Here is a 24,828-nt window from a genome sequence, read left to right on the forward strand (position 1 = left end):
GGCTGTGCCAAAGCGGCAAGCCCTGCGGGGATGCAAACTGCGGGGTTCGGTCAGCGCGACAGCATGCGATCCATGTGGAAGGAGGCGTCGAGCTTGCCCATGAAGGAGGCGGCGCAGGCCATATGCTCGCCCATCAGTCGCGCCGCCGCATCGGCATCGCGCGCCCGGAACGCCGCGAGCAGTTGCCGATGCGCATCGACATTGTGCTCGCCGAAATCCTCGTGCTCGGGCATCGCCTCGGAGCGGTAACTGACCAGATCGCGCAGCATCGAATTGAGGAAGCGGCACATGAAGATCAGCATCACGTTGTCCGAGGCCTCGCACAGAATGTCGTGAAATTCGGTCTCGAGCGCGCGCACCCGCTCGCGGTCCTGCGCGGCGTTGGCCGCATCGCAATCCGCGATGTTCTGCTCCAGCCGCCCGAGATGTTCCTCGGTCAGTCGCGGCGTCACGTTGCGCGCCAGAACCACCTCCAGCGTCTCGCGCAATTCGTAGACCTGCGCGAAATCGAGCTTCTGGAAATGCAGATAGCGGCGCAGTTGCTGGGTCACGATGTCGATCGAGGCCGCCTGCACCTCGGGCCCGCCGTTGGGGCCCGAGACCATGCGCAACAGCCCTTCCACCTCCAGCGCTTTGAGCGCCTCGCGGATCGTCCCTTTCGAGCAGCCGTAATATTCCATCAGGCTGCGTTCGTTCGGCAGCCGATCTCCCGGATGCAGTCCCTCGCGCGAGATGCGTCGGCGGATATCCTCGGTGATCTGGTCCGACAGCTTGATCCGCGACAATCGACCGCCGCTGGCTCGGGTTTCGTTCTTGTTCATCCGCTCCCTGACCAACGCTCTGCGCCGCGCGCAAGCGCCTGCTGCGTTGTTCCCTTATGTCCGTGACCCGTTTCAGGCCTTCACTCCAAGATAGCGATCTATCGTCTCGGAATCACTGGCGAACTCTGTCGCACTGGCCTCGTGGACGATCCGGCCCATCTCGAGGATGTAGTGACGGTCGGCCAGAGCGCGGCACACGGCGAGGTTCTGCTCGACCAGAAGGATCGGCACACCCGCGTCGCGGATCAGCCCGATCTGCGAGACGATCTCCTCGACAATGATCGGCGCGAGACCCTCGACCGGCTCATCGAGCATCAGCACTTTCGGTCCACCCAGCAAGGCGCGCGCGATGGACAGCATCTGCTGCTCACCGCCCGAAAGCTGTCCGCCACCGTTGCGCCGGCGCTCTTCGAGCCGCGGAAAGGTCTTGTAGATATCCGCAATGGCCCAAGGCGAGCCGCGTTTGACCGCGATGCGCAGGTTTTCCTCGACGCTCAGCAACTGGAAGATACCGCGATCCTCGGGCACCAGCGACACACCGGCTTTGGCGATCCGATGTGCGGGCTGGCCGGTGACGTCACGCCCGGCCAGCTCTACCCGGCCCGAGCGTGGCGTGACCGCACCCACAGCGGTTTTCAATGTCGTGCTTTTGCCTGCGCCGTTGCGGCCCAGAAGCGTGACGATTTCGCCCTCTCCCAGTTCCAGCGAGACGCCCTGAAGAATGTGGCTCTTGCCGTAATAGCTGTGCAGATCCGTCAGTCGAAGCGCCGCCGTCATGCGATGTCTCCCGTGATCATGTTGCCCAAATAGGCCGCCTTGACCTCTGCATTGTCGCGCACCTCGGCGGGCGACCCCTCGACCAGTTTGCGGCCGAGGCGCATTACCGTGATCGTGTCCGAGATGTTCATCACGATGCCCATGTTGTGCTCGATGAAAAGGACGGTGTGGTCGCGACCAAGATCGCGGATCAGGGTCTTCATCCCCTCGATATCGTCGATCCCCATGCCGGAGGTCGGCTCGTCGAGCAGGATCACGCGCGGGCGCGCCGCGATCGCCATGCCGACCTCGAGGCGGCGCTGCTGGCCGTGTGACAGCTCCCCCGCCGCGCGGGTCGCAACATGGCTCAGCGAGAGCCGTTCGATCACCGCGTCGGCGGTCTCGAGCACGCTCTTGCGGGCCTCCGCGCTGCGCCACGGGATCAGTGCCTGCCACGGCGTGCGCCCTTGCGCGGCCAGCCGCAGGTTCTCGCGCAGGCTCAGTTCCGGAAAGAGGCTAGTGACCTGGAACGAGCGCGCGATGCCGAGGCGCACCCGGTCATCGTCGGAAGCGCGCGTCACATCACGGCCCTCCAGCTCGATCCGGCCGCTGCTGGCAGCAACCGTGCCGGTGAGCGCGTGGAACATCGTCGTCTTGCCCGCGCCGTTCGGCCCGATGATCGAATGAACGGAGTTCCGCTTCACGCTCAGATCGACGTCGCTCAGCGCATCGAAGGTGCCGTAGCGGACGCCGAGCCCGTGGGTTTGCAGGGCAATATCAGACATCGCCAGCCTCCTTCCGCGTCACCTTGCGGCGTTCGACCAGCGCGTCCCAGCCGCGCTCGACCAGCCCCCAGAGTCCGCGCTGGAAGAACAGCGCGACTGTGACCAACACAAGGCCCAGCAGCAAAAGCCAGCGCGGCCAGATGACTGAGAGCGTATCGGCCAGCAGCAGGTAGAACCCGGCTCCCATGACCGACCCGAAGAGGCTCGTGGAGCCGCCGATGATCGTCATCACGAGGATCATCTCGCTGGTGTGGTAGTTGATGCTCTCGAGCGGTGCGACGCCGATCAGCAGCGCATGCAATGCGCCGCCGAGGGCCGTGATCGCACCCGAGATCGCGAAGGCCTCGATCTTGAAGAGCCGCACCGGGAAGCCGATCGCAGCGGCGCGACCTTCGTTTTCACGGATCGCAAGCAGCGTGCGCCCGAAAGTGGAGCGCGTGACCATCAGCAGCAGCCCGAAGATCACGAGGAAGAACACCGCGACGAAGGTGTAATAGGCCCAAGGCCCGTCGAGCGCCTGTCCCATGATCTGCGGCCGGGGCACGCCGAGGAGGCCGTTATCGCCGCCGGTGATGTCGCTGAACGTGTAGGCGAGAAAATAGAACATCTGCGCGAAGGCCAGCGTCAGCATCACGAAATAGACCCCCTGACGACGGATCGTGAACCAGCCGACGACGGTCGCCACCAGCCCGCCCAGCACTACCGCGCCCAGCAGCACGAGCGGGATCGGAACACCCCAGCGCGTTGTCAGAACGCCCGCGACATAGGTGCCGAGCCCGAAGAAGATGCCCTGTCCGAAAGACAGAAGCCCGGTATAGCCCAGTAGTAGGTTACAGGCCGCGACGACCATCGCGTAGATCAGGATCTCGGTCGCGAGGATGCCCGAGCTGAGCACGAATGGCAGGATCAGCACGGTTGCCAGCGCGAGGCAGATCTGCACCTTGGCAGTATCGAGGACATGCATCGCTCAGACCCTCCCCAACAGACCGCGTGGGCGGATCACGATCACCGCCGCCATCGCGATATAGATGAAGAGCTGTGCGCCCTGTGGCCAGATCGTCGTCATCAGGCTCTGGATGATACCGATCAGCAACCCCGCCACCAACGCGCCGGTATAGCTGCCCATGCCGCCGATCACGACGACGACGAAGGCGACCGAGAGCGCCTCGGCGCCCATGAAGGGTTCGACGCCGCGGATCGGCGCGGCAAGCGCTCCGGCAAGGCCGGCCAGCCCGGCGCCGAAGGCGAAAACGGCGGTGTTGATGCGCATCGTGTTGTAGCCGAGAAGCGCCATGTTCGACGCCGACTCAGAGCCCGCGCGCACAATTGCCCCCAGCCGCGTGCCCTCCAGCAGCCACCACAGCCCCGCGGCCATCACCGCCGTCACGATGATCGTGAACAGTCGGTATTGCGGGTAGATGAAGTTGCCCAGCATCACGACGCCGCCCAGCCCGTCAGGCGTGGGGACGGAGCCGCCGATCGGCCCCCAGATGATGATCGCGAGCTCCTGGAAGACCAACGCGATGCCCGCCGTCACGAGGATGTGGAACGTGTGCGGCAGCTTATAGATCCGGTGCAGCAGCAGCGCTTCGATCGCGCCAGCGACGATCGCCACGATCAGTGTCGCCACCGGCAGCGCGATCCAGAAGCTCACGCCCCGCTCGACGAGATCATAGGTCAGATAGGCGCCCAGCAGATAGAAGGCGCCATGGGCGAAATTCACGAATTGCAGCAGGCCGAAGATGATGCTCAGCCCGGCGGCGAGCAGGAAATATAGCATTCCCAGCCCGATGCCGTTGAGGATCTGGAATAGGTAGATCACGGGCACACGCTCCCAGTAAGGCAGTAGAGGGGATCCGCCGGGAGACGGGGGGGGCTCCCGGCGGATCGGCATGGCTACGGTCTGTCGGCTGGTCAGGCCGGCAACTTGCAGCCCGCAGCTTCCGGATCGAGGAAGGACTGGCCGGAATTGATGATCTCGGCGTAGTCGTCCTTGTCCTGCATATCCGCTTTCGCCTTGCCCTTCAGGAGGTAGTAGTTCTTGATCACCTGATGATCGGCGGCGCGGATTTCTTCCGGCCCGGTGAGGCCGTCGTATTTCCGACCTTCGAGCGCCTTGGCCACCTCTGCGCCCTCGGTGCTGCCAGCCTCGGCGGCAGCTTCGAGCAGAAGTTTCGAGATGATGTAGGAGCCCGCCAGCGAATAGTTCGGGTTGTAGCCGTATTTCTCCTGCACGGCTTTCACGAGCGCCTTGTTCGCGGGCGTGTCCGCCTGATGCCAATATTGCGCGCCGAAATAGACGCCCTCGCAGGTATCCGCGCCCAGCTCCTCGAACTGCTCGAGACCCGACGCCCATGCGATGACGATGGTCATACGCTGCTTCATCCCGAAGGAGATTGCCTGACGCAACGTGGCCGAGGATTGCGAGCCGAAGTTCAGCAGCAGAAGAACGTCGGGCTGCGCGGCCATCGCGTTGGTCAGGTAGCCCGAGAATTCCCGTTCGCTCAGCGAATGGTAGCTGTTGCCGACATGCTCGATGCCCTTTTCCTCGAATACGTCCTTGGCGGCGCTCAGAAGCCCTTCGCCGAAGACATATTGCGGGGTGATCGTATACCATTTCTTTGCATCGGGCAGCATGTCGATCAGCGGGCGAACGGTCTCATTGATCGCGCCATAGGTCGGCACCGACCAGCGGAAGGTCGCGCTGTTGCAGTCCTTGCCGGTGATCTCGTCAGCACCCGCGGTGGTCATGAAGACGCCACCCGCGCGCTCGGCTTCCTTGCCCATCGCCAGCGAGACTGAGGACAGGATGCCGCCGGCGAATAGCTTCGCGCCGTTCTGCTCGGCCGAGTCCTGCACCTTGCGCACGGCGGTCGCGGGCTTGCCCTCGGTGTCGAGATCGAGCGTGTTCACCTCGATGCCCTTCGCCGCAGCGACCTCTTCAGCCGCCAGCTTCGCTCCGATCACGGCGTATTTGCCATTGGCCGCGAATGCGCCTGAGATCGGCACCGGCACGGCGAGCGTGATGGCTTGGCCTTGCGCCAGAACCTGTCCCGACAGCCCGGGCATCGCGAGGGCTCCTGAGGCGAGAGCGGAAGTCGCCAGAAACTTGCGTCTTGTGATCATGGTCTTTCCCTGTCGTGATTTTTTGTATTTCTCATGTTGATCATAACTATACGCATAGATTCAATCACAAACGCGTGAGTCGGCCCGCGATGCGTCAGTCGCAAGTTTTTTCATCATCGCAATAAGGGAATGCGGACGAAAAGACCGAAGCGGAAAGGAGGCCGGTGGACGCCTGCCTGTCCGAGTGTTCGGTGGTCTAAAGGCTGGCGGCGCGTGACGGCCCGTTACGATAGGCGCCCAACGATATTCGTCCCAGCGAGAGCCCGCGCCGAGACAGTCCGGTTCTGGTGATGAGGTCTCAGTCTCGATGAAAGTGGCAGAGGGTGGAATCATAACCACGGCGCGAAGGCGATAAAGACGCGCGTATCCATGCGCCCCTTTACGGCGCTGCCGCCCCGTCCCGCAATCCAACCGTTCGAGAAAGCTACTTACAGTCTGTCATATAGGTAGCTTTTTCAGGTCGGCTTTGCCCGCTCTTTCCAGCATCGCCGGCCAGTCCGTTCACCCGCGCTCGGCTTCGCTCTCCTTGAGGCTGGCAAGGATGACCTCATAGGCGCTGTCGATATCCTCGCGCAGGGCTGCGATGGCCGCCGCACTGTCGCCGTCCCGGATCTCCTCGAACAGCCTGCGGTGCTGCTTGTTGGAGACGCGGTAGTGGCCATGGCGTTGCAGCAGGTGGAACTGCGGATTTATCCGCAGCCAGATATTGCCGATGATCTCCAGTAGAAGGGGAGAGCCTGCCTGCCGGTATATCGTGAAGTGGAAGTCGTAATTCGCGTGGATGAATTCGCGCACCTGGCCTGCGGCTTCCGCAGCTTCCATCGCGTAGAGAATTTTTTCCAGCTGTGCGATGAACTCGGGATCGCGGTGCTCGACCGCCCAGGCCACCGCGGTGGTCTCGATCTCCGAGCGGACTTTGCGCAGGTCGGCGAGTTCCTCTGCCCCAAGACGCGGCACGCCGATGGATCGTCCCGACACGATGGTCAGGGCTCCGAGGGCCATGAGCCGGGAAATTGCTTCGCGCACCGGCATCGGGCTTACGTCGAGCGCCTTTGCGATGCTGGCGACAGTGATCGACTCGCCGGGTGCGATCTCGCCCTGCAGAATCAGATCGCAAAGCCGCTGATGCACCAGCGTCTGCAGGGTTTCGCGCTTTAGCGGCGTGACGCTTTCGAACATGGTCAGACCTTTCATTTCACGGCTTAAACTACGCCGGCTCGAAAAAGAATAAAACACGTTTTGACTTTTGATCAAAGATATCGGATCGTGAATCCCGTGAGGCGACCGGGGAGAGTCGCCGGACATGGGAGGAAGAAATGATCAAACGCTATATCGCGGGCGCCGCCTGCGCCCTTGGTCTCGTGGCTGGAGCTGCCCAGGCGCAGAGCGACGGGCCATACAAAGTCTATCTTTCGATGAGCTATATCGGGAACGATTGGCAGGCCGAGGCTTCGAACATGGTCAAGGCGCTCGCCGCGTCAAAGGACTATGCCGACAAGGTGGATCTCGAGGTCCAGGTCGCCGGGCCGAACGCCCAGCGCCAGATTCAGCAGATCAACGCGATGGTGCAGGCCGGTGCGGATGCGATCGTCGTCTACCCGATCTCGCCCACTGCGCTGAACAGCGTCGTCAAGAGCGCCTGCTCGCGCGGTGTGACGGTTATCGCCTATGATGCAGAGATCACGGAGCCCTGTGCCTATAACGTGACGATCGACCAAGAGGAGGCCGGTCGAAAGACGGCGGAATGGCTGGTCGACAAGATGGGCGGCAAGGGCGATGTCGTGATGGTGACAGGTGTGCCCGGCACGTCCGTGGATACCGCCCGGACCAAGGCGGCCAAAGAGGTCTTCGCCCAGCATGACGGCATCAATATCGTCGGCGAGGCCGTGGGCATGTGGAGCCAGGCGGTGGCCCGGACTGAACTCAACAAGCTGATGGCCACCCGCGACTGGTCCGATATCAACGGGCTCTGGATGCAGGTCGGCTGCTACACGGCGGATTCCATGCAGCTCGAAGCGGGACGCGATCCTTCCGAGCTGCTGCCCTGTGCGGGAGAGGGATCGAATGGCGGGCGCATCCAGATGCTTCCGGCAGATACAGCGGTCGAAGGGGCGAGCAAGCCCTATGCGCCGATGGGCGCGCCCCGGATCTCCTACGCCTCGCCGCCCTATTCCGGCGCGCTGGCCCTGAAGCTCGCGGTCGACAAGCTCGAAGGGAAGGACATCCCGAAGCATACCACCTTGCCGCTGCCCCTGGTCACCAACGACACCGTGCAGCTTTGCGAGACGGGCAGCTGGGATGAGCAAAAGGCGGGGTGCAATGTGTTCCAGCCCTCGATGGTGTCGAACCCCGGCTGGTTCGCCTCGATCTTCTCGGAAGATCTGCCGCAGCTTGGTCTGAACGCCGCGCTCGTCGGCCAGCCCGAGAACTGAGGTCACACGCCCGGCGGCGGGGGCTTTCCGCCGCCGGGCGCAGACCGCACCATACATACGCATTCCGGAGAATTGCATGTCACGCATCGCCGATTCAGCGCCTGCGGTGGAAGTTCACGACTTATCGAAGGCCTACGGTCCCACCGTCGCCAATGACAAGGTCAGCTTCTCCGTCGCTCGCGGCCGCGTCCACGCCCTGCTCGGCGAAAACGGCGCCGGCAAGTCGACCACCATGAAACTGCTCTCGGGGCTCGTGCGGCCAGATTCTGGCACGATCCGAATAGGCGGCCGCGACGTTAGCTTGCGCAATGCGCGCGATGCCCATGCCGCGGGGATCCAGACCGCCTTTCAGGAGCTGACGCTGGTGCCGGACCTGAGCGTGCTCGACAACATGCTGCTGGGCCGGTCGCGCCGGACGATCATCGGCACGCTGGACCGCAGCCGTGCGCGGCGCGAGGTGACCGCACATTTCGAAGCGCTGGGCCTCGACGTCGATCTCGATGCGTTGGCCGAGGAGCTGACTTTGGCCGTGCGCCAGAAGATCGAGATCGCCCGCGCCCTCTACCGCCAGCCCGAAATCCTTTTGCTCGACGAGCCGACATCGGCGCTCTCTGGTAGCGATGTCGACTGGCTCGGCCGGATCATCGCGGACGCGGCCGCGCAGGGAATTACCGTGCTGTTCATCTCGCACCGCTTGCCCGAAGTGCGTGCCTTCTGCGACACGCTCACCATCTTGCGCAACGGACGGTCCGTAACCTCGGCGAAGGTCGCGGATGTCACTGACGCTGAAGTGGTCGAGATGATCGTGGGCCGCTCGGTCGAGAATGCCTTCCCGCCGCGCCGCGCCCCGAAGGCGATCGCGGGGCAGGTCCCGGTCCTCGCCACCCGTGGGCTGTCGGCGGGGCCGAAGCTGCGCAATGCCGAGATCGCGTTACATAAGGGAGAAATCCTCGGGATTGCCGGGCTGCAAGGCATGGGGCAGGAGGCGCTGTTCTCCGCCCTTTTCGGACAGGAGCGGTTGCGCGCGGGCCATATCGAGCTGGACGGGACGCCCCTCCATCTGCGCGCCCCGGCCGATGCGCTGCATCCGTCGGTCGCGATCGGGCTCGTGCCCGAGGAACGCAAGACTCAAGGTTTGTTCCTGGAACTCAGCGGGCGGCAGAATGCCAGCCTGCCCGTGCTCTCGCGATTTCACCGGGGGCCGGTTCTCGATGACGGGGCGGAGGCGCGTGCCGCTGCGGGGGCTTTCGCCGCCGTCGAGGTGGACGAGCGCGCGCATTACCTGCCCGCGGGCGCATTCTCGGGCGGCAATCAGCAGAAGATCGTGCTGGCCAAGTGGCTCGTGGCGCAGAGCCGGATTCTGCTCCTCTTCGATCCGACGCGCGGCATCGATGTCGGGACGAAAGAGCAGATCTATGCGCTGCTGCGCGCCTATACGGATGCAGGCGGTTCGGTCCTGCTCCATTCCACCGAAATCCCTGAACTCGTGCATCTGTGCGACCGGGTCGGCGTCCTCTACGAGGGTCGGCTGTCGTGTTGGCTCGAGGGTGAAGAATTGAGCGAGAACGCGATCATGCAGGCCACGCTCGGCGGCAACGCACCGCTGAAGGGAGACACGACGCATCCGAAACAGGAGGTCCGGGCATGAGTGACCAAAGCCTATCATCCGGGGCCGCGCCGCGCCGCAAGTCCTCCAACTGGCTACGCAGCCTGCGTCACGGACAGGCCGTGATCGTCGCGGCGCTGGTGCTGGCGGGCCTCATGGCGTTGAACGCGGGACTGAGCCCCTATCCGCTGAGCTATTTCGACATCTCATTCCTCGCAAGCGGCGGGGCGACCTCCGCGATCGCGGCTGCGGGGCAAACACTGGTTATCCTGTCGGGCGGGTTCGACCTGTCGGCTGGCGCGGTGGTCTCGCTGGTCAACGCGGTGCTTGCGACCTCGATGGACCCGGCGAACATGCAGGCCTCCGTGCCGCTCTGGACCGCGATCGGGATCGGTATCGGCATGGCCGTGGGCGCGGTGAACGGCTTTTTCGTGGCTGTGGTGCGCCTGCAGCCCATCGTGGTCACCTTGGCGGTGATGTTCATCGTCCAAGGGCTGACGCTTCTTGTGATGGCAATGCCGGGCGGCTTCGTCGCGCCTTCGCTCGCATCCGTCTATCTTGGTGACACGATCCCCGGTCTTCTGCCTGCACCGATCACGCTGATGCTCGTGCTGGTGGCGCTGTGGCTCTGGCTCAAGCGCACCGGCTACGGGATCACGCTCTATGCAGTGGGCAGCGACGCCGAGGCTGCCCGCGCGACGGGGCTTCACGCGCGCACCGTTACCTTCGCGACCTACGTGCTCGCAGGTGGGCTTTACGGGCTCGCCGGGGTTTTTGTCAGCGCCCAGACCGGCAGCGGCGACCCGCTGGTGGGGAACTCGCTCCTGTTGCCGACCTTCGCGGCTGTGGTGATCGGCGGCACCCGTCTTGGCGGTGGCAAAGGCGGTGTGCTGGGCACGATCCTCGGGGCCTATATCCTGATGATCGTGGTGAACCTTCTGCTGTCGCTCAACGTCTCGGCTTACTATTCGACTATCGCGGAAAGCGCAGTGCTCCTGATCGCGGTGCTCGCGGGCTCGTTGCGCCGTGACAGCACGCTCTCGCAGCGCCTGCGCGAAGTCACCGATGCGATTGGCGCCCGGCGGCGCGGTTGGCTCGTAGGCCAACGCTCGGGCGAGGATCACAGGCTGGCTTTCACGCGACCGGCAGAGACCGCCCCCTCGCAAAGCTTTCTGCAGCGTCACGGTCATACGCTGCGCCACGTCCTGCCCGCCTGGATCTGCCTCGTGGTGGTCCTGATCGCGACGCAGCTGGTGCTGGGCAATGTCTTCAGCGGCTGGCGTTACTGGGACTCGCTCCTCGTGCTCTCGAGCTTCCTCGCGATCCTCGCGCTGGGGCAGGGCGCGGTGATCCTGACCGGGGGGCTGGACCTGTCGCTGCCCTGGAGCATCGCTTTGTCGGGCGTGATGCTGACCGGGCTCGTTGGCGGGCAGGACATGGGGTTGCTCACGGCGCTGCCGGTGGTCTTCGCGGTGGCTGCGCTGATCGGGCTCGCGAATGGGTTGGGCGTCGTGGCGCTGGGCCTGTCGCCGATCGTCGTGACGCTTGCGATGAACGGCATTCTTCAGGGCGCGGCGCTGATCTGGTCGGGCGGCACGCCCGCCGGGTTCGCACCGCCCTCGCTGCGTTGGCTGATGACCGGCAAGCTGATGGGGGTGACCCCGGTGATCATCTTCATGGCCGCCTTCGTCGCGCTCGCGATTGTCCTGTTGGGACGCACCGCGTTCGGGCGCCGGGTCTACGCGGTCGGCAACAGCGAACTGGCGGCGCGCCTCTCGGGGGTGCGCACAGGAAGGGTCATCATCTCTGTCTACATCCTCTCGGCTCTCTGCGCGGCGCTGGTCGGCGTTCTGCTGGCGGGCTTTTCCGGACAGGCGAGCCTCGGGATGGGGGATGACTACCTTCTGCCCTCGATCGCGGTCGTCGTCGTGGGTGGGGCGCTGATCACCGGTGGCCGCGGGCATTACGCGGGCATGCTGGGGGGCGCACTGCTGCTGACCGCGATGCAGACCCTGCTTGCCGGCACCGCGCTGCCCTTCGCATTCCGCTCAGTGTTCTTCGGGCTCGTCATCCTGATGGCCGTGATCGCATTGCGCAAATAACCAAGGAGATTTCGATGAGTGATACATCCAGGATGAAATTGCCCGGCCTCGAGGGCAAACGCGTAGCGGTCACGGCGGGCGCTTCCGGCATCGGTCTGTGCATCGCGCGGGAACTGGCTCGGCAAGGCGCGCGGCTGGCTATCTGCGACATCGATGAGGCCGCGCTTGAACGGGCCGCGCAGGAGCTGGGCGCCGAAGTGGCCCTGCGCGCCGACGTCTCGGATGAAGCTGCGGTGGCATCTTTCTTCGAGGCGATCGGCAACACCCTCGGCGGGCTCGATGCGCTGGTCAACAATGCCGGCATTGCGGGGCCCACCGGCTCGGTCGACGAAATCTCGCCCGAGGATTGGCGGCGCTGCCTCGATATCGGCCTGACGGGTCAGTTCCTATGCACCCGGAAAGCGGTGCCGATGCTGCGCGCGGCAGGGGGCGGAGCGATCGTCAACATCTCCTCCTCGGCGGGCAAGTTCGGCTATGCGTTCCGCACGCCCTACGCCTCGGCGAAATGGGGGGTGATCGGGTTCACCCAGAGCCTGGCGAAAGAGCTCGGTCCCGAGAATATCCGTGCCAATGCGATCCTGCCCGGCATTATCGAAGGGCCGCGGATCGAAGGCGTGATCGCAGCTCGCGCGAAGCAGACCGGGATCAGCCATGAAGAGATGACCGAGCGGTATCTGTCGAACGTCTCGCTGCGCCGGATGACCCCGCCCGAGGACGTGGCGGACATGGCCGCCTTCCTGATCGCTGAGACCGGGCGCAACCTGTCGGGGCAGAGCTTCCCCGTCGATGGCAATGTGGAGACCTTGTGATGAAAGAGCCTGTCGCCTGCGTCGGTTCGGGGCTTATCGGGCGTGCCTGGGCCATCGTGTTCGCCCGTGCCGGTCATCCGGTGCGGTTGTGGGACGAGGTGCCCGCGGCGCCAAAAGCCGCGCGCGACTTCGCCGCCGAGATGCTACCGGAACTGGAGCGCCTGGGCCTCATCCCCGGAACAGCCGAGGAAGCGCTCGCGCGCATCGAGCCGGTCGCCACGCTCGAAGAGGCGCTCGAGGGCGCGCGGCACGTGCAGGAGAGCACCTTCGAGGAGATCGGAGTGAAGCGCCAAATCTTCGCGCGTCTCGACGCGATTGCCGGCCCCGATACCGTGCTCGCCTCCTCGTCGTCGGCCCTGCTGCCGTCGGCCATTTCCGAGGGGCTCGCGGGACGTCACAGGGTCATGGTCAATCATCCGATCAATCCCGCCTATCTCGTGCCCGCCGCAGAGTTGGTGCCCGCGCCCTGGACCGATCCCGCGCTTCTTGAGCGCACGGCGGATCTTCTGCGCGAGGCCGGCATGCGCCCGATCGTCATGCAGAAGGAAATCGACGGGTTCGTGATGAACCGCCTTCAGGGCGCACTTCTGCATGAGGCGTTCCGGCTTGTGGCCGATGGATATGCCAGCACTGAAGACGTCGATATCGGGTTGCGCGAAGGGCTCGCGCTTCGCTGGTCCTTCATCGGCCCGTTCGAGACCATCGACCTCAACGCGCCCGAGGGCGTGCGGCAATATGTGACGCGCTACGGCGGCATTTATGACGGCATGGCGGGGCAACCCGCGGCGGACTGGCGCGGCCCCGTGCTGGACCGGATCGAGGCGGAGCGCCGTGCGGCGCTTCCCGCAGACGAGCTTGCTCAGCGGCAGGCGTGGCGAGACCGGCGCCTCATGGCGCTCGCCGCTCACAAGCGCCGCGCAACAGATGAAATCGGAGATTGATAGAATGCCAGACAAGGTCATCCTCACCTGCGCCGTGACCGGCGCCATCCACACGCCGACGATGTCGGACCACCTGCCCATCACGCCCGACGAGATCGCTGAAGCCGCGATCGGGGCGGCCGAGGCGGGGGCCGCGATCCTGCACCTGCATGCCCGTGACCCGAAAACTGGAAAGCCAGACCAGTCCGCCGAGGCCTTCGCGCCGTTCCTGGGCCGGATCAAGCAGGCGACGAATGCGGTGGTGAATATCACTACCGGCGGTTCGCCCTACATGACGGTGGACGAACGCACGAAGCCCGCAGCGCAATGGGCGCCCGAGGTCGCCTCGCTCAACATGGGGTCGATGAATTTCGGCTTCTTCCCGCTTCTCGCGAAATACAAGGAGTTCAAGCACGAATGGGAGCGTGAGCATCTCGAGGGGTCGCGTGACCTCGTCTTCCGCAATTCGTTCAAGGACATCGAATACGTGCTGGAGACCTGTTACGACAACGGCACCCGGTTCGAGTTCGAATGCTACGATATCTCGCATCTCTACAACCTCGCGCATTTCGCGGATCGTGGCCTCGTGAAGCCGCCGTTCTTCGTTCAGTCCGTTTTTGGTCTTCTGGGGGGGATCGGCACCCATCCCGAGGATGTCATGCACATGAAGCGCACGGCAGACCGTCTCTTCGGAAAGGATTTCCGCTGGTCGGTTCTGGGCGCCGGCAAGGACCAATTCCGCATCGCGACACAGGCACTGAGCATGGGGGGCAATATCCGCGTCGGTCTCGAGGACAGCATCTGGATCTCGCGCGGCAAGCTTGCAGAGAGCAACGCGCAACAGGTCGCCAAGGCGCGCGCCCTCGTCGAGGGGCTGGGCCTCGAGCTCGCGACGCCGGACGAGGCGCGCGAGATGCTTGCGCTCAAGGGCGGCGACGCCGTGAACTTCTGAACCGGATACCAAGGGAGGAGACCAACATGCAGATCGATATTCTGCTCGACGTGAAGACGACGCTGGGCGAGGGCCCGGTCTGGGACGTCGAAAGCCAGCGGCTCTATTTCATCGACTCGATGGATGGACGGGTGTTTCGCTGCACTGCGGACGGCACGGAGCTGCGCGCCTGGGACGTGCCGGGTAAGATCGGCTCGATGGCGGTGCGCAAGGACGGCAAGGGGGCCATCGTCTCGCTCGACAAGGGGTTCTGGTTGCTGGATTTTGACAGCGGCGATTGCGAATTGCTGCACGACCCGGAAGCCAACCTCGCAACGACCCGTATCAACGACGGCAAATGCGATCGGCGCGGCCGGTTTTTCGCCGGTTCGATGGATATGCAGGAAGCGGGGCCGCTGGGCGCACTCTACCGCGTCGATCCCGACCTGAGCGTTACCAAGCTCGAGGAGGGGATCATCTGCTCGAACGGGCCTTGCTTCTCGCCGGACGACAAAACCTTCTACTTCACCGATACCTGGACCGGTGAGATGTGGGCCTATGACTATGACATCGAGACGGGCGGCATTTCGAACCGTCGCACCTTTGCGAAGGCGGATACCTCGAACGGGGGCGCCGCGGATGGGGCGACGGTCGATGCGGAGGGCTATTACTGGATGGCGCTGGTCTATGACGGGCGGATCTGCCGCTTCGCACCGGACGGCACGCTCGACATGGAAATCCCGATGCCAGTGAAGAAGGTCACGAGCGTCCAGTTCGGCGGCCCCGATCTCGACGTGCTCTACGTCACGTCGATGGCGAAGCCGCCGCTGCCGCGTTTTCCCGACGACGGTGTTCAGCGCGGCAGCCTGTTCGCGATCCGCGGTCTCGGCGTGAAAGGCGTGCCGGAGCCGCGCTTCGGCGGCTGAGTAGTCGAAGCCGCCCCCCTCCAAAGTCCTGCGCGCACTCGGCGCGCAGGCGCATCCAGAGGGGCTGCGTGAGACCGGAGAGCGGCCAAACGTGTCGTCGCGAAAATCAGTGTTCAGGCGGGCTGTGCGCCGGTCATTGCTCGCTCCCATATGTTAGCTCACCGACCGCAGAGTGACCGTTCGACGATAGGTCAAAGAGCTGGTCGCAGAGCAGCTTTCAGATTGTCGCGACCGATTTGAAAATAGGCTGCACGGGTCATTTGAAGGTCACTCAGCACGGCACTTAAGTCCAAAGCTCTTAGCGTCGCCCGCCTTCAATTGTTATTGGCTCGGCTCGCGCTCTCTTCCGAGACAGGCAATAGAAATAGCTGCTTTCACTTCTCGGGGGAATGGACCGCAGGATTGTCGCCTGCGGCCCGGCCAATTTGACCAAAAGACCTCACCACAAGCCCCTTCCAACCGATCGGATTGGTGGGGGAGGTTTATCTCAGTGATTGTGCCGCGGCAGTCTCTTCGCAAGCTGACGGAACTGCTCGGCGTCGCGGATCGTCGCACCGTCGGCCATCTGCGTGACGGTCTCGCGGTAGAGCTTCTGCCACGGGGTCGCTGCCTCGGGGATCGGCGGCAGGTCGCCAGCCTTGCGCGCTGCCAGTTCGTCGTCGGCAACGAGCATGTCGCAGCGCCCGGTGTTCAGATCGATCCGGATCGTATCGCCCGTGCGGAGCCATGCCAGCCCGCCGCCCGCCGCGCTCTCGGGGGAGGCGTTCAGGATCGAGGGGCTGTCCGAGGTGCCCGATTGTCGCCCGTCACCGATCGTCGGCAGGCTGGTGATGCCGCGTTTCAGCAAGCGATCCGGCGGCTGCATGTTCACCACTTCCGCAGAGCCCGGCCAGCCGAGCGGACCCGCCCCCCGGATCACGAGGATCGAGGATTCGTCGATCTCGAGTGCAGGGTCGTTGATGCGGGCATGATAGTCTTCCGAGCCGTCGAAGACGAAGGCCGTGCCCTCGAGAATTCCCTCGCGGCCCGGCTCACTGAGATAACGCTCGCGGAACTCCGGCGAAATCACCGAAGTCTTCAGGATCGCGAAGTCGAAGAGATTGCCAGAGAGGACATAGAAGCCCGCGCGCTCCATCATCGGCTCCTCGAAACGGTAGATCACCTCGCGATCGGTGCTCTCGTGCCCGTCTAAGTTCTCCGCCACGCTGTGACCGGTGACGGTGGGGCAATCGCCGTTCAGCTGTCCCGCCTGCAGTAGTTCCCACAGGATCGCAGGGACACCGCCCGCGCGGTGGAACCGTTCGCCCAGATATTTCCCGGCGGGCTGCACATTGGCCAGCAGCGGGATGTCGTAGCCATGCGTTTGCCAGTCCGACGGATCGAGCGTCACGCCCGCATGTTTCGCCATTGCCATGATATGGGGCTGGGCATTGGTCGAGCCGCCGATCGCCGCGTTCAGTTTGATCGCGTTCAGGAAGGCCTCGCGGGTAAGGATGTTCGAGGGCCGGATGTCCTCGTGAACCAGTTCAACGGCACGGCGCCCGGTGCGATAGGCCATCTGGCCGCGGGCGCGATAGGCTGCCGGTATCGCCGCACAGCCGGTGAGCGACATACCTAGCGCCTCCGCGATGGCGTTCATGGTAGAGGCCGTGCCCATCGTGTTGCAGTGGCCAATCGAGGGCGCGCTGTCGAGCGCGGTTTCGAGAAACTCGTCGCGGGTGATTTCGCCCGCGGCGTATTTGCGGCGTGAACGCCAGATCACCGTGCCCGAGCCCACGAGTTCTCCCTCGTGCCAGCCGTCGAGCATCGGCCCGCCGGACAGAACGATCGCGGGTAGGTCGACTGTCGCCGCGGCCATCAGGGCCGACGGGGTGGTCTTGTCGCAACCCGTGGTCAGCACGACACCGTCGAACGGGTAGCCGTAAAGCAGTTCGACAAGACCGAGATAGGCGAGGTTGCGATCGAGCGCGGCGGTCGGACGCTTACAGTTCTCAAAGAGCGTATGTGTCGGGAATTCGATCGGGATGCCGCCTGCATCGCGGATTCCGTCGCGCACGCGCTTGGCGAGATCCAGATGGTGGCGGTTGCATGGGTTCAGGTCGCTGCCCGACTGGGCGATCCCGATGATCGGCTTGCCCGCGCGCAACTCTTCAGGCGTCGTGCCGTAATTCATGAAGCGTTCGAGATAAAGCGCAGTCAGGTCGGCATGATCGGGATTGTCGAACCAGTCTTGCGAGCGCAGGCGGCGTTCGGTTTTGGTCATGATCTTTCCTCGAGAAGGGACGCGCTGTTGAGCGTCTCAATATGAAGCAGCAGCCCGGAATGATCGACGTCGCCGTTTCCAGCGGCGACGAAGGCCTCGTAGGCCGCACGCACGGTATCGGTCAGCGGGAGCTCGAGATGGTTCGCGTTCGCAAGCGTCTCGACGCCGCGAAGGTCTTTCAGCTGCAGTCGCGACGGGCCGCCTAGGGTGAAATCGCGGGCGATCATCCGCGCGCCATGCAGTTCGAGGATGCGGCTTTCGGCAAAGCCACCGCGGATCGCGTCGCGGAACCTCGCGGGATCTGCGCCGCCCGCTCTCACGAGGACCATCGCCTCGGCGACCGCGCCGATGGTGACCGCGACGATCTGCTGATTGGCCAGTTTGCAGACCTGACCGGCGCCCGCAGGGCCGACATGGGTCATTCGCCCAAGTGGTTCGAGCACGGGCGCGATCCGCGCGATCGTCTCTTTCGGCCCACCCGCCATCAAAGCGAGCGTTCCGCTCTCGGCGCCCGCAGTGCCGCCCGAGACAGGGCAGTCGATCTGCGTCACGCCAAGCTCTTCGAGCCGGGCGGCATGATCGCGCGCCACATCCGGCGCGATCGACGAGGTGTCGATCAGCACGCTGCCCGGGCGCAGGGCTTCGGCTGTGCCTTGCGCAAACAGCACGTCGGCCACCGCTGCGCCATCAGAAAGCATGGTGAAGGTGATATCCGCCTTCGCGACGGCCTCGGCGGGGCTCCCCGCCTGCTCGGCCCCGGCGGCGACCAGCGGGCGGGCCTTTTCGGCAGCGCGGTTCCATACGGTGACGGGATAGCCCGCCCCGAGGAGGCGCCGAACCATCGGCGCCCCCATTAGACCTGTGCCCAGAAAAGCAATATTGGGGAGCGGCTGTGTCACGCGGCACCTTCCAGTTCATCCTCGATATGCGCTTGGATGATCGCGTCAAAGCTGTCTTCCGAGGTAAAGCCGAGTTGGCGGGCGCGGGTCGCGTCGAAGCCTGCGGCCCAGCTCTCGCACATCTTGGTGATCATCGCGTCTGGCTCGCGCCGGATCAGGGCGGCAGCCTTTTGTCCTGCAACTCGGCGCAAGGCTTCGATCTGTTCGCCGACTGTGGCGCTGACACCCGGCATCGAAAGGTTGCGGCGCGGCCCGACCTCATCCAGATCGATATCGGCTGCGTGCAGCATGAAACCCACTGCCGAGCGCGGCGAGGTGTGCCAGTGCCGGATCGTCTCGGGCACCGGAAGCACGGCTTCCTGACCCACCAGGGGTTCGCGCAGGATGTTCGAGAAGAAGCCTGACGCTGCGGCATTCGGTTTGCCCGGACGGATGCAGATCGTGGGCAGGCGGATGCCGATCCCGTCGAAGAAACCATGGCGCGAATAGTCCGACAGCAGCAATTCGCAGATCGCCTTCTGGGTGCCGTAGCTGGTCAGGGGCGTCGCGTGGAACTCGTCGGGGATCGGATAGGGCAGGGGCGCGCCCACCACCGCGATGGAAGAGGCGAAGACCACCCGCGGACGATAGCCATCGGCGAGGTTCGCGTGACGGATTGCCTCGAAGAGTGCGCGGCTGCCGTCGAGATTGATCCGGTAGCCCTTTTCGAAATCTTTCTCGGCCTCGCCCGAAACGATCGCGGCTAGGTGGAAGATCACATCAGGCCGCGCGGCGATCAGTTTCTCTGCCGTGCCTGCTTCGGACAGGTCGGCTTGAAGGCAATCGGTGGTGCCTGAGTATCCCTCCGGCGTTTCGGGGGCGATTACGTCGACCAGCGACAGGTGGTCGACCGCTTTGCCCTGAAGGGGCGCTCCTCGGACGATTCGATCGGTGAGTTTTCGGCCAACCATTCCCGCCGCGCCGACAATGAGTGCGTGCATAACGTGTCTCCTCCCTGAGAAATTCGCAGTCCAGCATCAAAGATGTTGTAATGTTGTCTGATAACCAGATATATGCGGGATGCAAATCATTTTTGTCCAGCTGGTCGAGATGGGGCGACGGGCGAGCACGAAGAACAAGAGTGGGGGAGATAGGCATGCAGGAAGGTGAGGCGGCGAAGGAACTTTGCACGATGCTGGGCGGCGACATGGTCTCGACCGATGCCGGGCTGATCGCGCGCCATTGCCAGGACTGGCACGGCGACATCACCAGTTCTGCCATTGCGCTTTTGCGACCGCGGAGCACCGAAGACGTATCCCGCGCCGTGCGAGCCTGTGCAAAGCTCGGGCTCGGCGTTGTGCCACAGGGGGGGCGTAGCGGACTTGCTCTGGGCGCGGTGCCCGATGCGCCTGAGTCTCAGGTCGTGTTGTCGCTCGAGCGTATGGACCGGGTCCGCAGCCTGAGCGCACAGGATTTCACGGCGGTTGTCGAAGCTGGTGTCGTGCTCGAGTCGTTCAAGGAAGAAGTGGCCGAGGCCGGTCTCTACTTCCCGCTCGCGCTCGGCGCGCAAGGCACCTGCCAGATCGGTGGCAATGTCTCGACCAATGCGGGCGGGGTGAACGTCCTGCGCTATGGAATGACGCGCGAGCTGGTGCTCGGGCTTGAGGTCGTCCTGCCGGACGGTCGCGTGCTCGATCGGCTCAGTCGGCTGCGCAAGGATAATCGCGGGATCGATCTCAAGCAGCTTTTCATCGGAGCCGAAGGGGTGCTGGGCATCGTCACGGCCGTGTCCTTCAAGCTGATGCCCGCACCCGACCAAGTCTCGACCGCGTTGCTGGCGCTCGACTCACTAGAAGACGCGATCGAGCTTTACCGTCTCGCGCGTCGCCAGTGCTGTGACCTGATGTCGGCCTTCGAATTCCTGCCCGCCGAGGCATTCACGCTCGCACGCGAGGGTATTCCCGATCTTTCGCTGCCGCTTGAGCCCGCACATCGCGCCTATGCGCTGGTTGAGCTTTCGGGCTCGGGTCTCGTCGATATCGAGGCTCTTCTTTCTCAATTCCTCGAACTTGCGATGGAAGAGGGGCTCGTGCGCGACGGCGTGATCGCGCAGTCGAAAGCTCAGGCGCAGAATATCTGGCTGGTGCGTGAGGGGATGAACGAGGGGCAGGCGCGGCGCGGAAAACATCTGCGCACGGATCTCTCGGTGCCGCTTTCAGAACTGGCTGCGTTCGTCGCTGAGGCCGAGGCGGCGGTCGGAGAAGCCTTGCCCGGGGCGGTCTGCGTCTCCTACGGTCACGTGGGGGATGGCAATGTGCATCTGAACGTGCTGCCAGACCCGGAGGGCATGGAGGCGCTCGATCAGCAGATTTTTCGAGCTAAAACAGTTCTCAACGGGGTCCTGGATCGCTATGACGGTTCGATCAGCGCAGAGCACGGGGTCGGACGTCTCAAGAAGGCCGACTTCGCCGCGCGCGCGTCTTCGGTTCAGCATGATCTGCTGGGGCGGATCAAGCGGGCGATCGATCCAAATTTGACGATGAACCCCGGGTGTCTGATCGACCTCGAAAGTTGACGGACTTGGGACGAGATGAGGAATGAGTGATGGATAATGAGTTCGAGCAGATTGCCCGCACGGATCACCTGCCAACGCGGATCGCCACGCAGTTCGCCAAGCGGATTTATGATGGCGTGCTGAAAGCCGGTGACAAGCTGCCGACAGAGCATGCGATGTCCAAGACCTTCGGCGTGAGCCGCACCGTCGTGCGCGAAGCGATTGCGCAACTGCGCAACGAGGGGCTGGTCGAGACGCGACAGGGTGTCGGTGCCTTCGTGGTGGAGCGCAAAGCACGCCAGATCCGTCTCGAGGATGGCAAGAAGATGGACCGGCACGCCTTCAATGATCTCTATCAGGTGCGCGTGCCGCTGGAGATGGAAGCGGCTGCACTCGCAGCAGTGAACCACACCGAGGCCCAGATGGCGGCGCTCGACGCCGCGATGATGGGGCTGTCGGGTATTCGTGATTGGGGCAAGTCGGGGGTCACAGCCGACCTCGATTTCCACCGCATCATCGCCGAGGCGACGGGCAATGACTATTTCGTGCAATTCGTCACCGCGATCTCGGAGCGGATCAGCCATGTCATTACGATTGCGCGCGCCGAGGGGCAGCTCGACGATGTGATCGCGTGGACGATCGAAGAGCACGGGGCGATTTGCGAGGCCATTCGAGCGCGCAATCCCGCCGCGGCACGGGCCGCGATGCAGCGCCATCTGGTCAACTCCGCGGAACGTGTCGGCCTGCAGTTCGAATTCGTCGAGTAAGCTGAGCATCACATACGCTTGAGCCGCATAGGCGGCGCAGAATAGGGGTTGTATTTTATGTTGTAGTGTTGTCTGACATCATATGTCAGTGCGGTATGAGGAGATACTGCGCCCGACAACATGGAGGGGGAATTGGCACTTATGCTCAATTTGGAAACGGGCCGTATTTTGCCCGAGGATGACGCACGCGCCCTGCTGGTCGGTCGGGTCTGGTCGAAGGCGGAAGGCGGGCCCTGCGTAACCGTTCTGCGCAACGGAATCCTGCACGATCTTACGCATATCGCAGCGACGGTTTCCGGGCTTCTGGAATGCGACGATTTGCACGCAATTCTGCGGCGCGACGATCTGCCGGTGCTCGGCTCACTCAAGGATTTTCTGTCCGGGGCGGCCGGTCATCTCTTGGCCCCGATCGATCTTCAGGCGGTGAAGGCCGCGGGCGTCACCTTCGCTGAAAGTATGCTGGAGCGCGTGATCGAAGAACGCGCCGGCGGCGACCTTCAGGCCGCGCAGGACATTCGCGCCAAGCTTGCTCCGGTGATCGGTGAGAACCTGCGCGATATCTCTGCCGGATCGGAAGCTGCTGCGAAAGTGAAGGCACTGCTGCAGGAGATGGGCCTCTGGTCGCAATATCTCGAGGTCGGCATTGGTCCGGACGCAGAGATCTTCACGAAGGCCCAGCCCATGTCATCTGTCGGATGCGGTGCCGAGATCGGCATCCACCCGATTTCGGACTGGAACAATCCCGAGCCCGAGATTGTGCTGGCGATCCGCTCGGATGGCACGATCCTCGGTGCGACGTTGGGCAATGACGTAAACCTGCGCGACGTCGAAGGCCGCTCGGCGCTCCTGCTCGGCAAGGCCAAGGATAACAACGCCTCCTGCGCGATCGGGCCATTCCTGCGGATTTTCGACGACCATTTCACGCTCGCCGATGTCGAGACCGCGGTCGTCACTCTGCGCGTGCGCGGCACCGACGGGTTCGAGATGGCGGGTGAGAGCCGCATGGAGGCGATCAGCCGGTCGCCCGCCGAGCTCGCCCGGCAGATGCTCAATCGCAGCCACCAATATCCCGACGGCGCGGTCCTGTTCCTCGGCACGCTTTTCGCGCCGGTGCAGGATCGCCGTGCGCCGGGGCAGGGCTTCACCCACGAGACCGGCGACGAGGTCGAGATTGCTTCGCCGCGACTCGGGGCTCTGGTGAACCGCGTCGCTCGCTGTGATGCCTGTCCCGAATGGGTTTTTGGCAGCCGCGCGCTGATTGCCAACCTGGTCGCCCGCGGCCTCGGCGACAGGGTGTAAGCGGATGCAAAAACTTATCGCACTCTTCTACCGTGGCCTCGACATCCTGCTGGCGCTTTTGCTCGCCGGGATGGCTCTGATGGTCTTTCTCAATGTCATCCTGCGCTACGCGTTCGATAGCGGCATTGCCGTCTCGGAGGAAATGTCGCGCTTCTTCTTCGTCTGGCTGACCTTCATCGGCGCCGTCGTCGCACACCATCACCATATGCATATGGGCATGGAGACGGTGGTCGCGGCCTTCGGTCGTCGCGGACGCATGGTCCTGATGGGGCTGAGCGAGATCGTGATCATCGGCTGTTCGGCGGTGCTCTTTATCGGCACATGGAAGCAGCTGCCGATCAACATGACGATGGGCGCTCCGGTAACGATGATGCCGATGGGCTTTGTCTACGGCACCGGGCTGTTCACGGGTGCCGGGATCATCCTCATCTCGCTCGAGCGGCTCTTCCGGTTGCTGACCGGTCGGATGAGCGACGCCGAGTTCGCCCGCTTCGCAGGCCAACATCATGACGCTGAAGATATCGAGGGGCGTGCATCATGACCCTCGTTGTCTTTCTTGTCGCGCTCATCGGCGCCATGGCCATCGGGGTTCCTGTTGCCTTCGCTCTGATCTTCTGCGGCATCGCGCTGATGGAATATCTGGGGATGTTCAACACCCAGATCATCGCCCAGAATATGGCGATCGGGGCGAATACCTTCACCCTTCTCGCGATCCCGTTCTTCATTCTCGCAGGCGAACTGATGAATGCCGGCGGGCTCTCGCGCCGGATCATCGACTTCGCGATCGCCTGCGTCGGGCATATCCGCGGCGGTCTGGGCATCGTCGCCATCATGGCGGCGGTAATCCTCGCCTCGATCTCTGGCTCGGCTGCCGCCGATAGTGCCGCACTCGCTGCGATCTTGCTGCCGATGATGAGCCGCGCCGGCTATGACGTGCCGCGTTCTGCCGGCCTGATCGCCGCAGGTGGCGTGATCGCGCCGGTCATCCCGCCCTCGATGGCCTTCATTATCTTCGGCGTCGCGAGCAACCTTTCGATCTCCAAGCTGTTCATGGCTGGCATCGCACCTGGTGTCCTGATGGGGACCGTGCTGATCGTCACTTGGCTCTTCGTTGCCCGGAAGGACAAGGCCGAGACGTTGCCGCGTGCCAGCTGGGGCGAGAAAGGCCGGGCAGGGATGCGCGCAATCTGGGCGCTTGGCATGCCGGTGATCATTCTCGGCGGTATCAAGTTCGGTGTCGTCACCCCGACCGAGGCTGCGGTGATCGCGACCTTCTATGCGCTCTTCGTCGGGCTCTTCGTCTATCGCGAACTCACCTTGAAATCCCTGCCGGGCGTGTTCATCGCGGCAGGTCGCACAACGGCGGCGATCATGTTCCTTGTCTGTGCCGCGCTGGTCTCGGCTTGGCTCATCACGATGGCGAATATCCCCGCCGAGCTCGGCAGCATCATCGAACCGCTGATCGAGCATCCGAAGCTGCTCATGGCCTTCATCATGGTGCTGATTATTATGGTCGGCACCGCCCTCGATCTCACGCCGACGATCCTGATCCTGACCCCGGTGCTCTTGCCGCTGGTGCAGAAGGCGGGGATCGATCCGATCTACTTCGGTGTGATGTTCATCATGAACTGCTGCATCGGACTTCTGACGCCGCCTGTCGGTGTCGTCCTCAACGTGGTCAGCGGGGTCGGGAGGATCCCCCTTGGCCGTGTGATCATCGGTGTCTGGCCCTTCCTCGTGGCCGAGATCCTGGTGCTCTTCGTTCTCGTGGCCTTTCCGCAGATCGTGCTCGTTCCGGCACATTGGTTCTACTGACCGGTCACGGGTCAACATTTGCCAACGTTAATTTCCAA

At 63.8% G+C, this 24,828-nt stretch carries 22 protein-coding genes; 12 read left to right on the top strand and 10 right to left on the bottom strand.

Annotation, left to right across the window (positions count from 1 at the left end):
* Positions 1-50: 50 nt before the first annotated feature.
* From AC2TZ7_RS06250 to AC2TZ7_RS06280, 7 genes are all read right to left on the bottom strand, one after another.
* Positions 51-821 (bottom strand): FadR/GntR family transcriptional regulator, encoded by a 771-nt coding sequence (locus tag AC2TZ7_RS06250; RefSeq protein ID WP_489866267.1) that lies wholly within the window; start codon positions 819-821, stop codon positions 51-53.
* A gap of 72 nt (positions 822-893) precedes the next feature.
* Entirely contained in the window at positions 894-1,598 is a 705-nt protein-coding gene (locus AC2TZ7_RS06255; RefSeq protein WP_489866268.1) for an ABC transporter ATP-binding protein, read from the bottom strand.
* Positions 1,595-2,362 (bottom strand): ABC transporter ATP-binding protein, encoded by a 768-nt coding sequence (locus AC2TZ7_RS06260; RefSeq protein WP_489866269.1) that lies wholly within the window; start codon positions 2,360-2,362, stop codon positions 1,595-1,597. The genes AC2TZ7_RS06255 and AC2TZ7_RS06260 overlap by 4 nt, the downstream gene beginning before the upstream one ends.
* Positions 2,355-3,326, bottom strand: a complete 972-nt coding sequence (locus AC2TZ7_RS06265; protein WP_489866270.1) for a branched-chain amino acid ABC transporter permease — start codon at positions 3,324-3,326, stop codon at positions 2,355-2,357. The genes AC2TZ7_RS06260 and AC2TZ7_RS06265 overlap by 8 nt, the downstream gene beginning before the upstream one ends.
* A gap of 3 nt (positions 3,327-3,329) precedes the next feature.
* Positions 3,330-4,184, bottom strand: a complete 855-nt coding sequence (locus AC2TZ7_RS06270; protein ID WP_489866271.1) for a branched-chain amino acid ABC transporter permease — start codon at positions 4,182-4,184, stop codon at positions 3,330-3,332.
* Between the two features lie 92 nt (positions 4,185-4,276).
* On the bottom strand, positions 4,277-5,431 hold the full coding sequence (locus AC2TZ7_RS06275) for an ABC transporter substrate-binding protein (RefSeq protein WP_246831799.1): 1,155 nt from the start codon (positions 5,429-5,431) through the stop codon (positions 4,277-4,279).
* 558 nt (positions 5,432-5,989) lie between these two features.
* Positions 5,990-6,682 (bottom strand): GntR family transcriptional regulator, encoded by a 693-nt coding sequence (locus tag AC2TZ7_RS06280; RefSeq protein ID WP_489866272.1) that lies wholly within the window; start codon positions 6,680-6,682, stop codon positions 5,990-5,992.
* Positions 6,683-6,804: 122 nt separating this feature from the next.
* On the opposite strand from AC2TZ7_RS06280, the gene AC2TZ7_RS06285 reads away from it, so the two are divergent.
* From AC2TZ7_RS06285 to AC2TZ7_RS06315, 7 genes are all read left to right on the top strand, one after another.
* Positions 6,805-7,920, top strand: a complete 1,116-nt coding sequence (locus AC2TZ7_RS06285) for a sugar ABC transporter substrate-binding protein (RefSeq protein WP_078601924.1) — start codon at positions 6,805-6,807, stop codon at positions 7,918-7,920.
* A 76-nt stretch (positions 7,921-7,996) separates the two neighbouring features.
* Complete coding sequence (locus tag AC2TZ7_RS06290; protein ID WP_489866273.1) at positions 7,997-9,568, top strand: sugar ABC transporter ATP-binding protein; 1,572 nt, start codon at positions 7,997-7,999, stop codon at positions 9,566-9,568.
* Positions 9,565-11,628, top strand: coding sequence for an ABC transporter permease (locus AC2TZ7_RS06295; RefSeq protein WP_489866274.1), 2,064 nt, complete (start codon positions 9,565-9,567; stop codon positions 11,626-11,628). Before AC2TZ7_RS06290 ends, AC2TZ7_RS06295 begins: the two co-directional genes overlap by 4 nt.
* Positions 11,629-11,642: 14 nt before the next feature.
* Positions 11,643-12,437 carry an SDR family oxidoreductase gene (locus AC2TZ7_RS06300; protein WP_078604222.1) on the top strand — a complete coding sequence of 265 codons (795 nt, stop codon included), beginning with the start codon at positions 11,643-11,645 and terminating at the stop codon, positions 12,435-12,437.
* Positions 12,437-13,378 carry a 3-hydroxyacyl-CoA dehydrogenase gene (locus tag AC2TZ7_RS06305; protein ID WP_489866275.1) on the top strand — a complete coding sequence of 314 codons (942 nt, stop codon included), beginning with the start codon at positions 12,437-12,439 and terminating at the stop codon, positions 13,376-13,378. Before AC2TZ7_RS06300 ends, AC2TZ7_RS06305 begins: the two co-directional genes overlap by 1 nt.
* Before the next feature lie 4 nt (positions 13,379-13,382).
* Positions 13,383-14,309, top strand: a complete 927-nt coding sequence (kce, locus tag AC2TZ7_RS06310; protein WP_078545473.1) for a 3,5-dioxohexanoate:acetyl-CoA acetone transferase — start codon at positions 13,383-13,385, stop codon at positions 14,307-14,309.
* 26 nt (positions 14,310-14,335) lie between these two features.
* Complete coding sequence (locus AC2TZ7_RS06315; RefSeq protein WP_489866276.1) at positions 14,336-15,214, top strand: SMP-30/gluconolactonase/LRE family protein; 879 nt, start codon at positions 14,336-14,338, stop codon at positions 15,212-15,214.
* A 487-nt stretch (positions 15,215-15,701) separates the two neighbouring features.
* On the opposite strand, the gene AC2TZ7_RS06320 is transcribed toward AC2TZ7_RS06315, so the two are convergent.
* From AC2TZ7_RS06320 to denD, 3 genes are read right to left on the bottom strand one after another with little or no spacing between them, the layout of a single operon-like run.
* Positions 15,702-17,477, bottom strand: coding sequence for an IlvD/Edd family dehydratase (locus AC2TZ7_RS06320; protein ID WP_489866277.1), 1,776 nt, complete (start codon positions 17,475-17,477; stop codon positions 15,702-15,704).
* Positions 17,474-18,376, bottom strand: coding sequence for an NAD(P)-dependent oxidoreductase (locus AC2TZ7_RS06325; protein ID WP_489866278.1), 903 nt, complete (start codon positions 18,374-18,376; stop codon positions 17,474-17,476). Before AC2TZ7_RS06325 ends, AC2TZ7_RS06320 begins: the two co-directional genes overlap by 4 nt.
* Positions 18,373-19,356, bottom strand: coding sequence for a D-erythronate dehydrogenase (gene denD, locus AC2TZ7_RS06330; RefSeq protein WP_489866279.1), 984 nt, complete (start codon positions 19,354-19,356; stop codon positions 18,373-18,375). The genes AC2TZ7_RS06325 and denD overlap by 4 nt, the downstream gene beginning before the upstream one ends.
* A 155-nt stretch (positions 19,357-19,511) precedes the next feature.
* Here denD and AC2TZ7_RS06335 point away from each other — a divergent pair, with 155 nt between their 5' ends.
* The 5 genes from AC2TZ7_RS06335 to AC2TZ7_RS06355 all read left to right on the top strand — a co-directional run bounded on the left by AC2TZ7_RS06335 (position 19,512) and on the right by AC2TZ7_RS06355 (position 24,790).
* Positions 19,512-20,930, top strand: coding sequence for an FAD-binding oxidoreductase (locus tag AC2TZ7_RS06335; protein WP_489866280.1), 1,419 nt, complete (start codon positions 19,512-19,514; stop codon positions 20,928-20,930).
* Between the two features lie 29 nt (positions 20,931-20,959).
* Complete coding sequence (locus AC2TZ7_RS06340) at positions 20,960-21,676, top strand: FadR/GntR family transcriptional regulator (protein WP_078545515.1); 717 nt, start codon at positions 20,960-20,962, stop codon at positions 21,674-21,676.
* 141 nt (positions 21,677-21,817) lie between these two features.
* A complete protein-coding gene (locus AC2TZ7_RS06345; RefSeq protein ID WP_489866281.1) occupies positions 21,818-22,975 on the top strand; it encodes a fumarylacetoacetate hydrolase family protein in 1,158 nt (385 codons plus the stop codon).
* Between the two features lie 4 nt (positions 22,976-22,979).
* Positions 22,980-23,516 carry a TRAP transporter small permease gene (locus AC2TZ7_RS06350; RefSeq protein ID WP_078601893.1) on the top strand — a complete coding sequence of 179 codons (537 nt, stop codon included), beginning with the start codon at positions 22,980-22,982 and terminating at the stop codon, positions 23,514-23,516.
* Positions 23,513-24,790, top strand: coding sequence for a TRAP transporter large permease (locus AC2TZ7_RS06355; protein ID WP_078545521.1), 1,278 nt, complete (start codon positions 23,513-23,515; stop codon positions 24,788-24,790). Before AC2TZ7_RS06350 ends, AC2TZ7_RS06355 begins: the two co-directional genes overlap by 4 nt.
* Positions 24,791-24,828: the final 38 nt, after the last annotated feature.

Source organism: Thioclava sp. ISO4, from assembly GCF_058105145.1.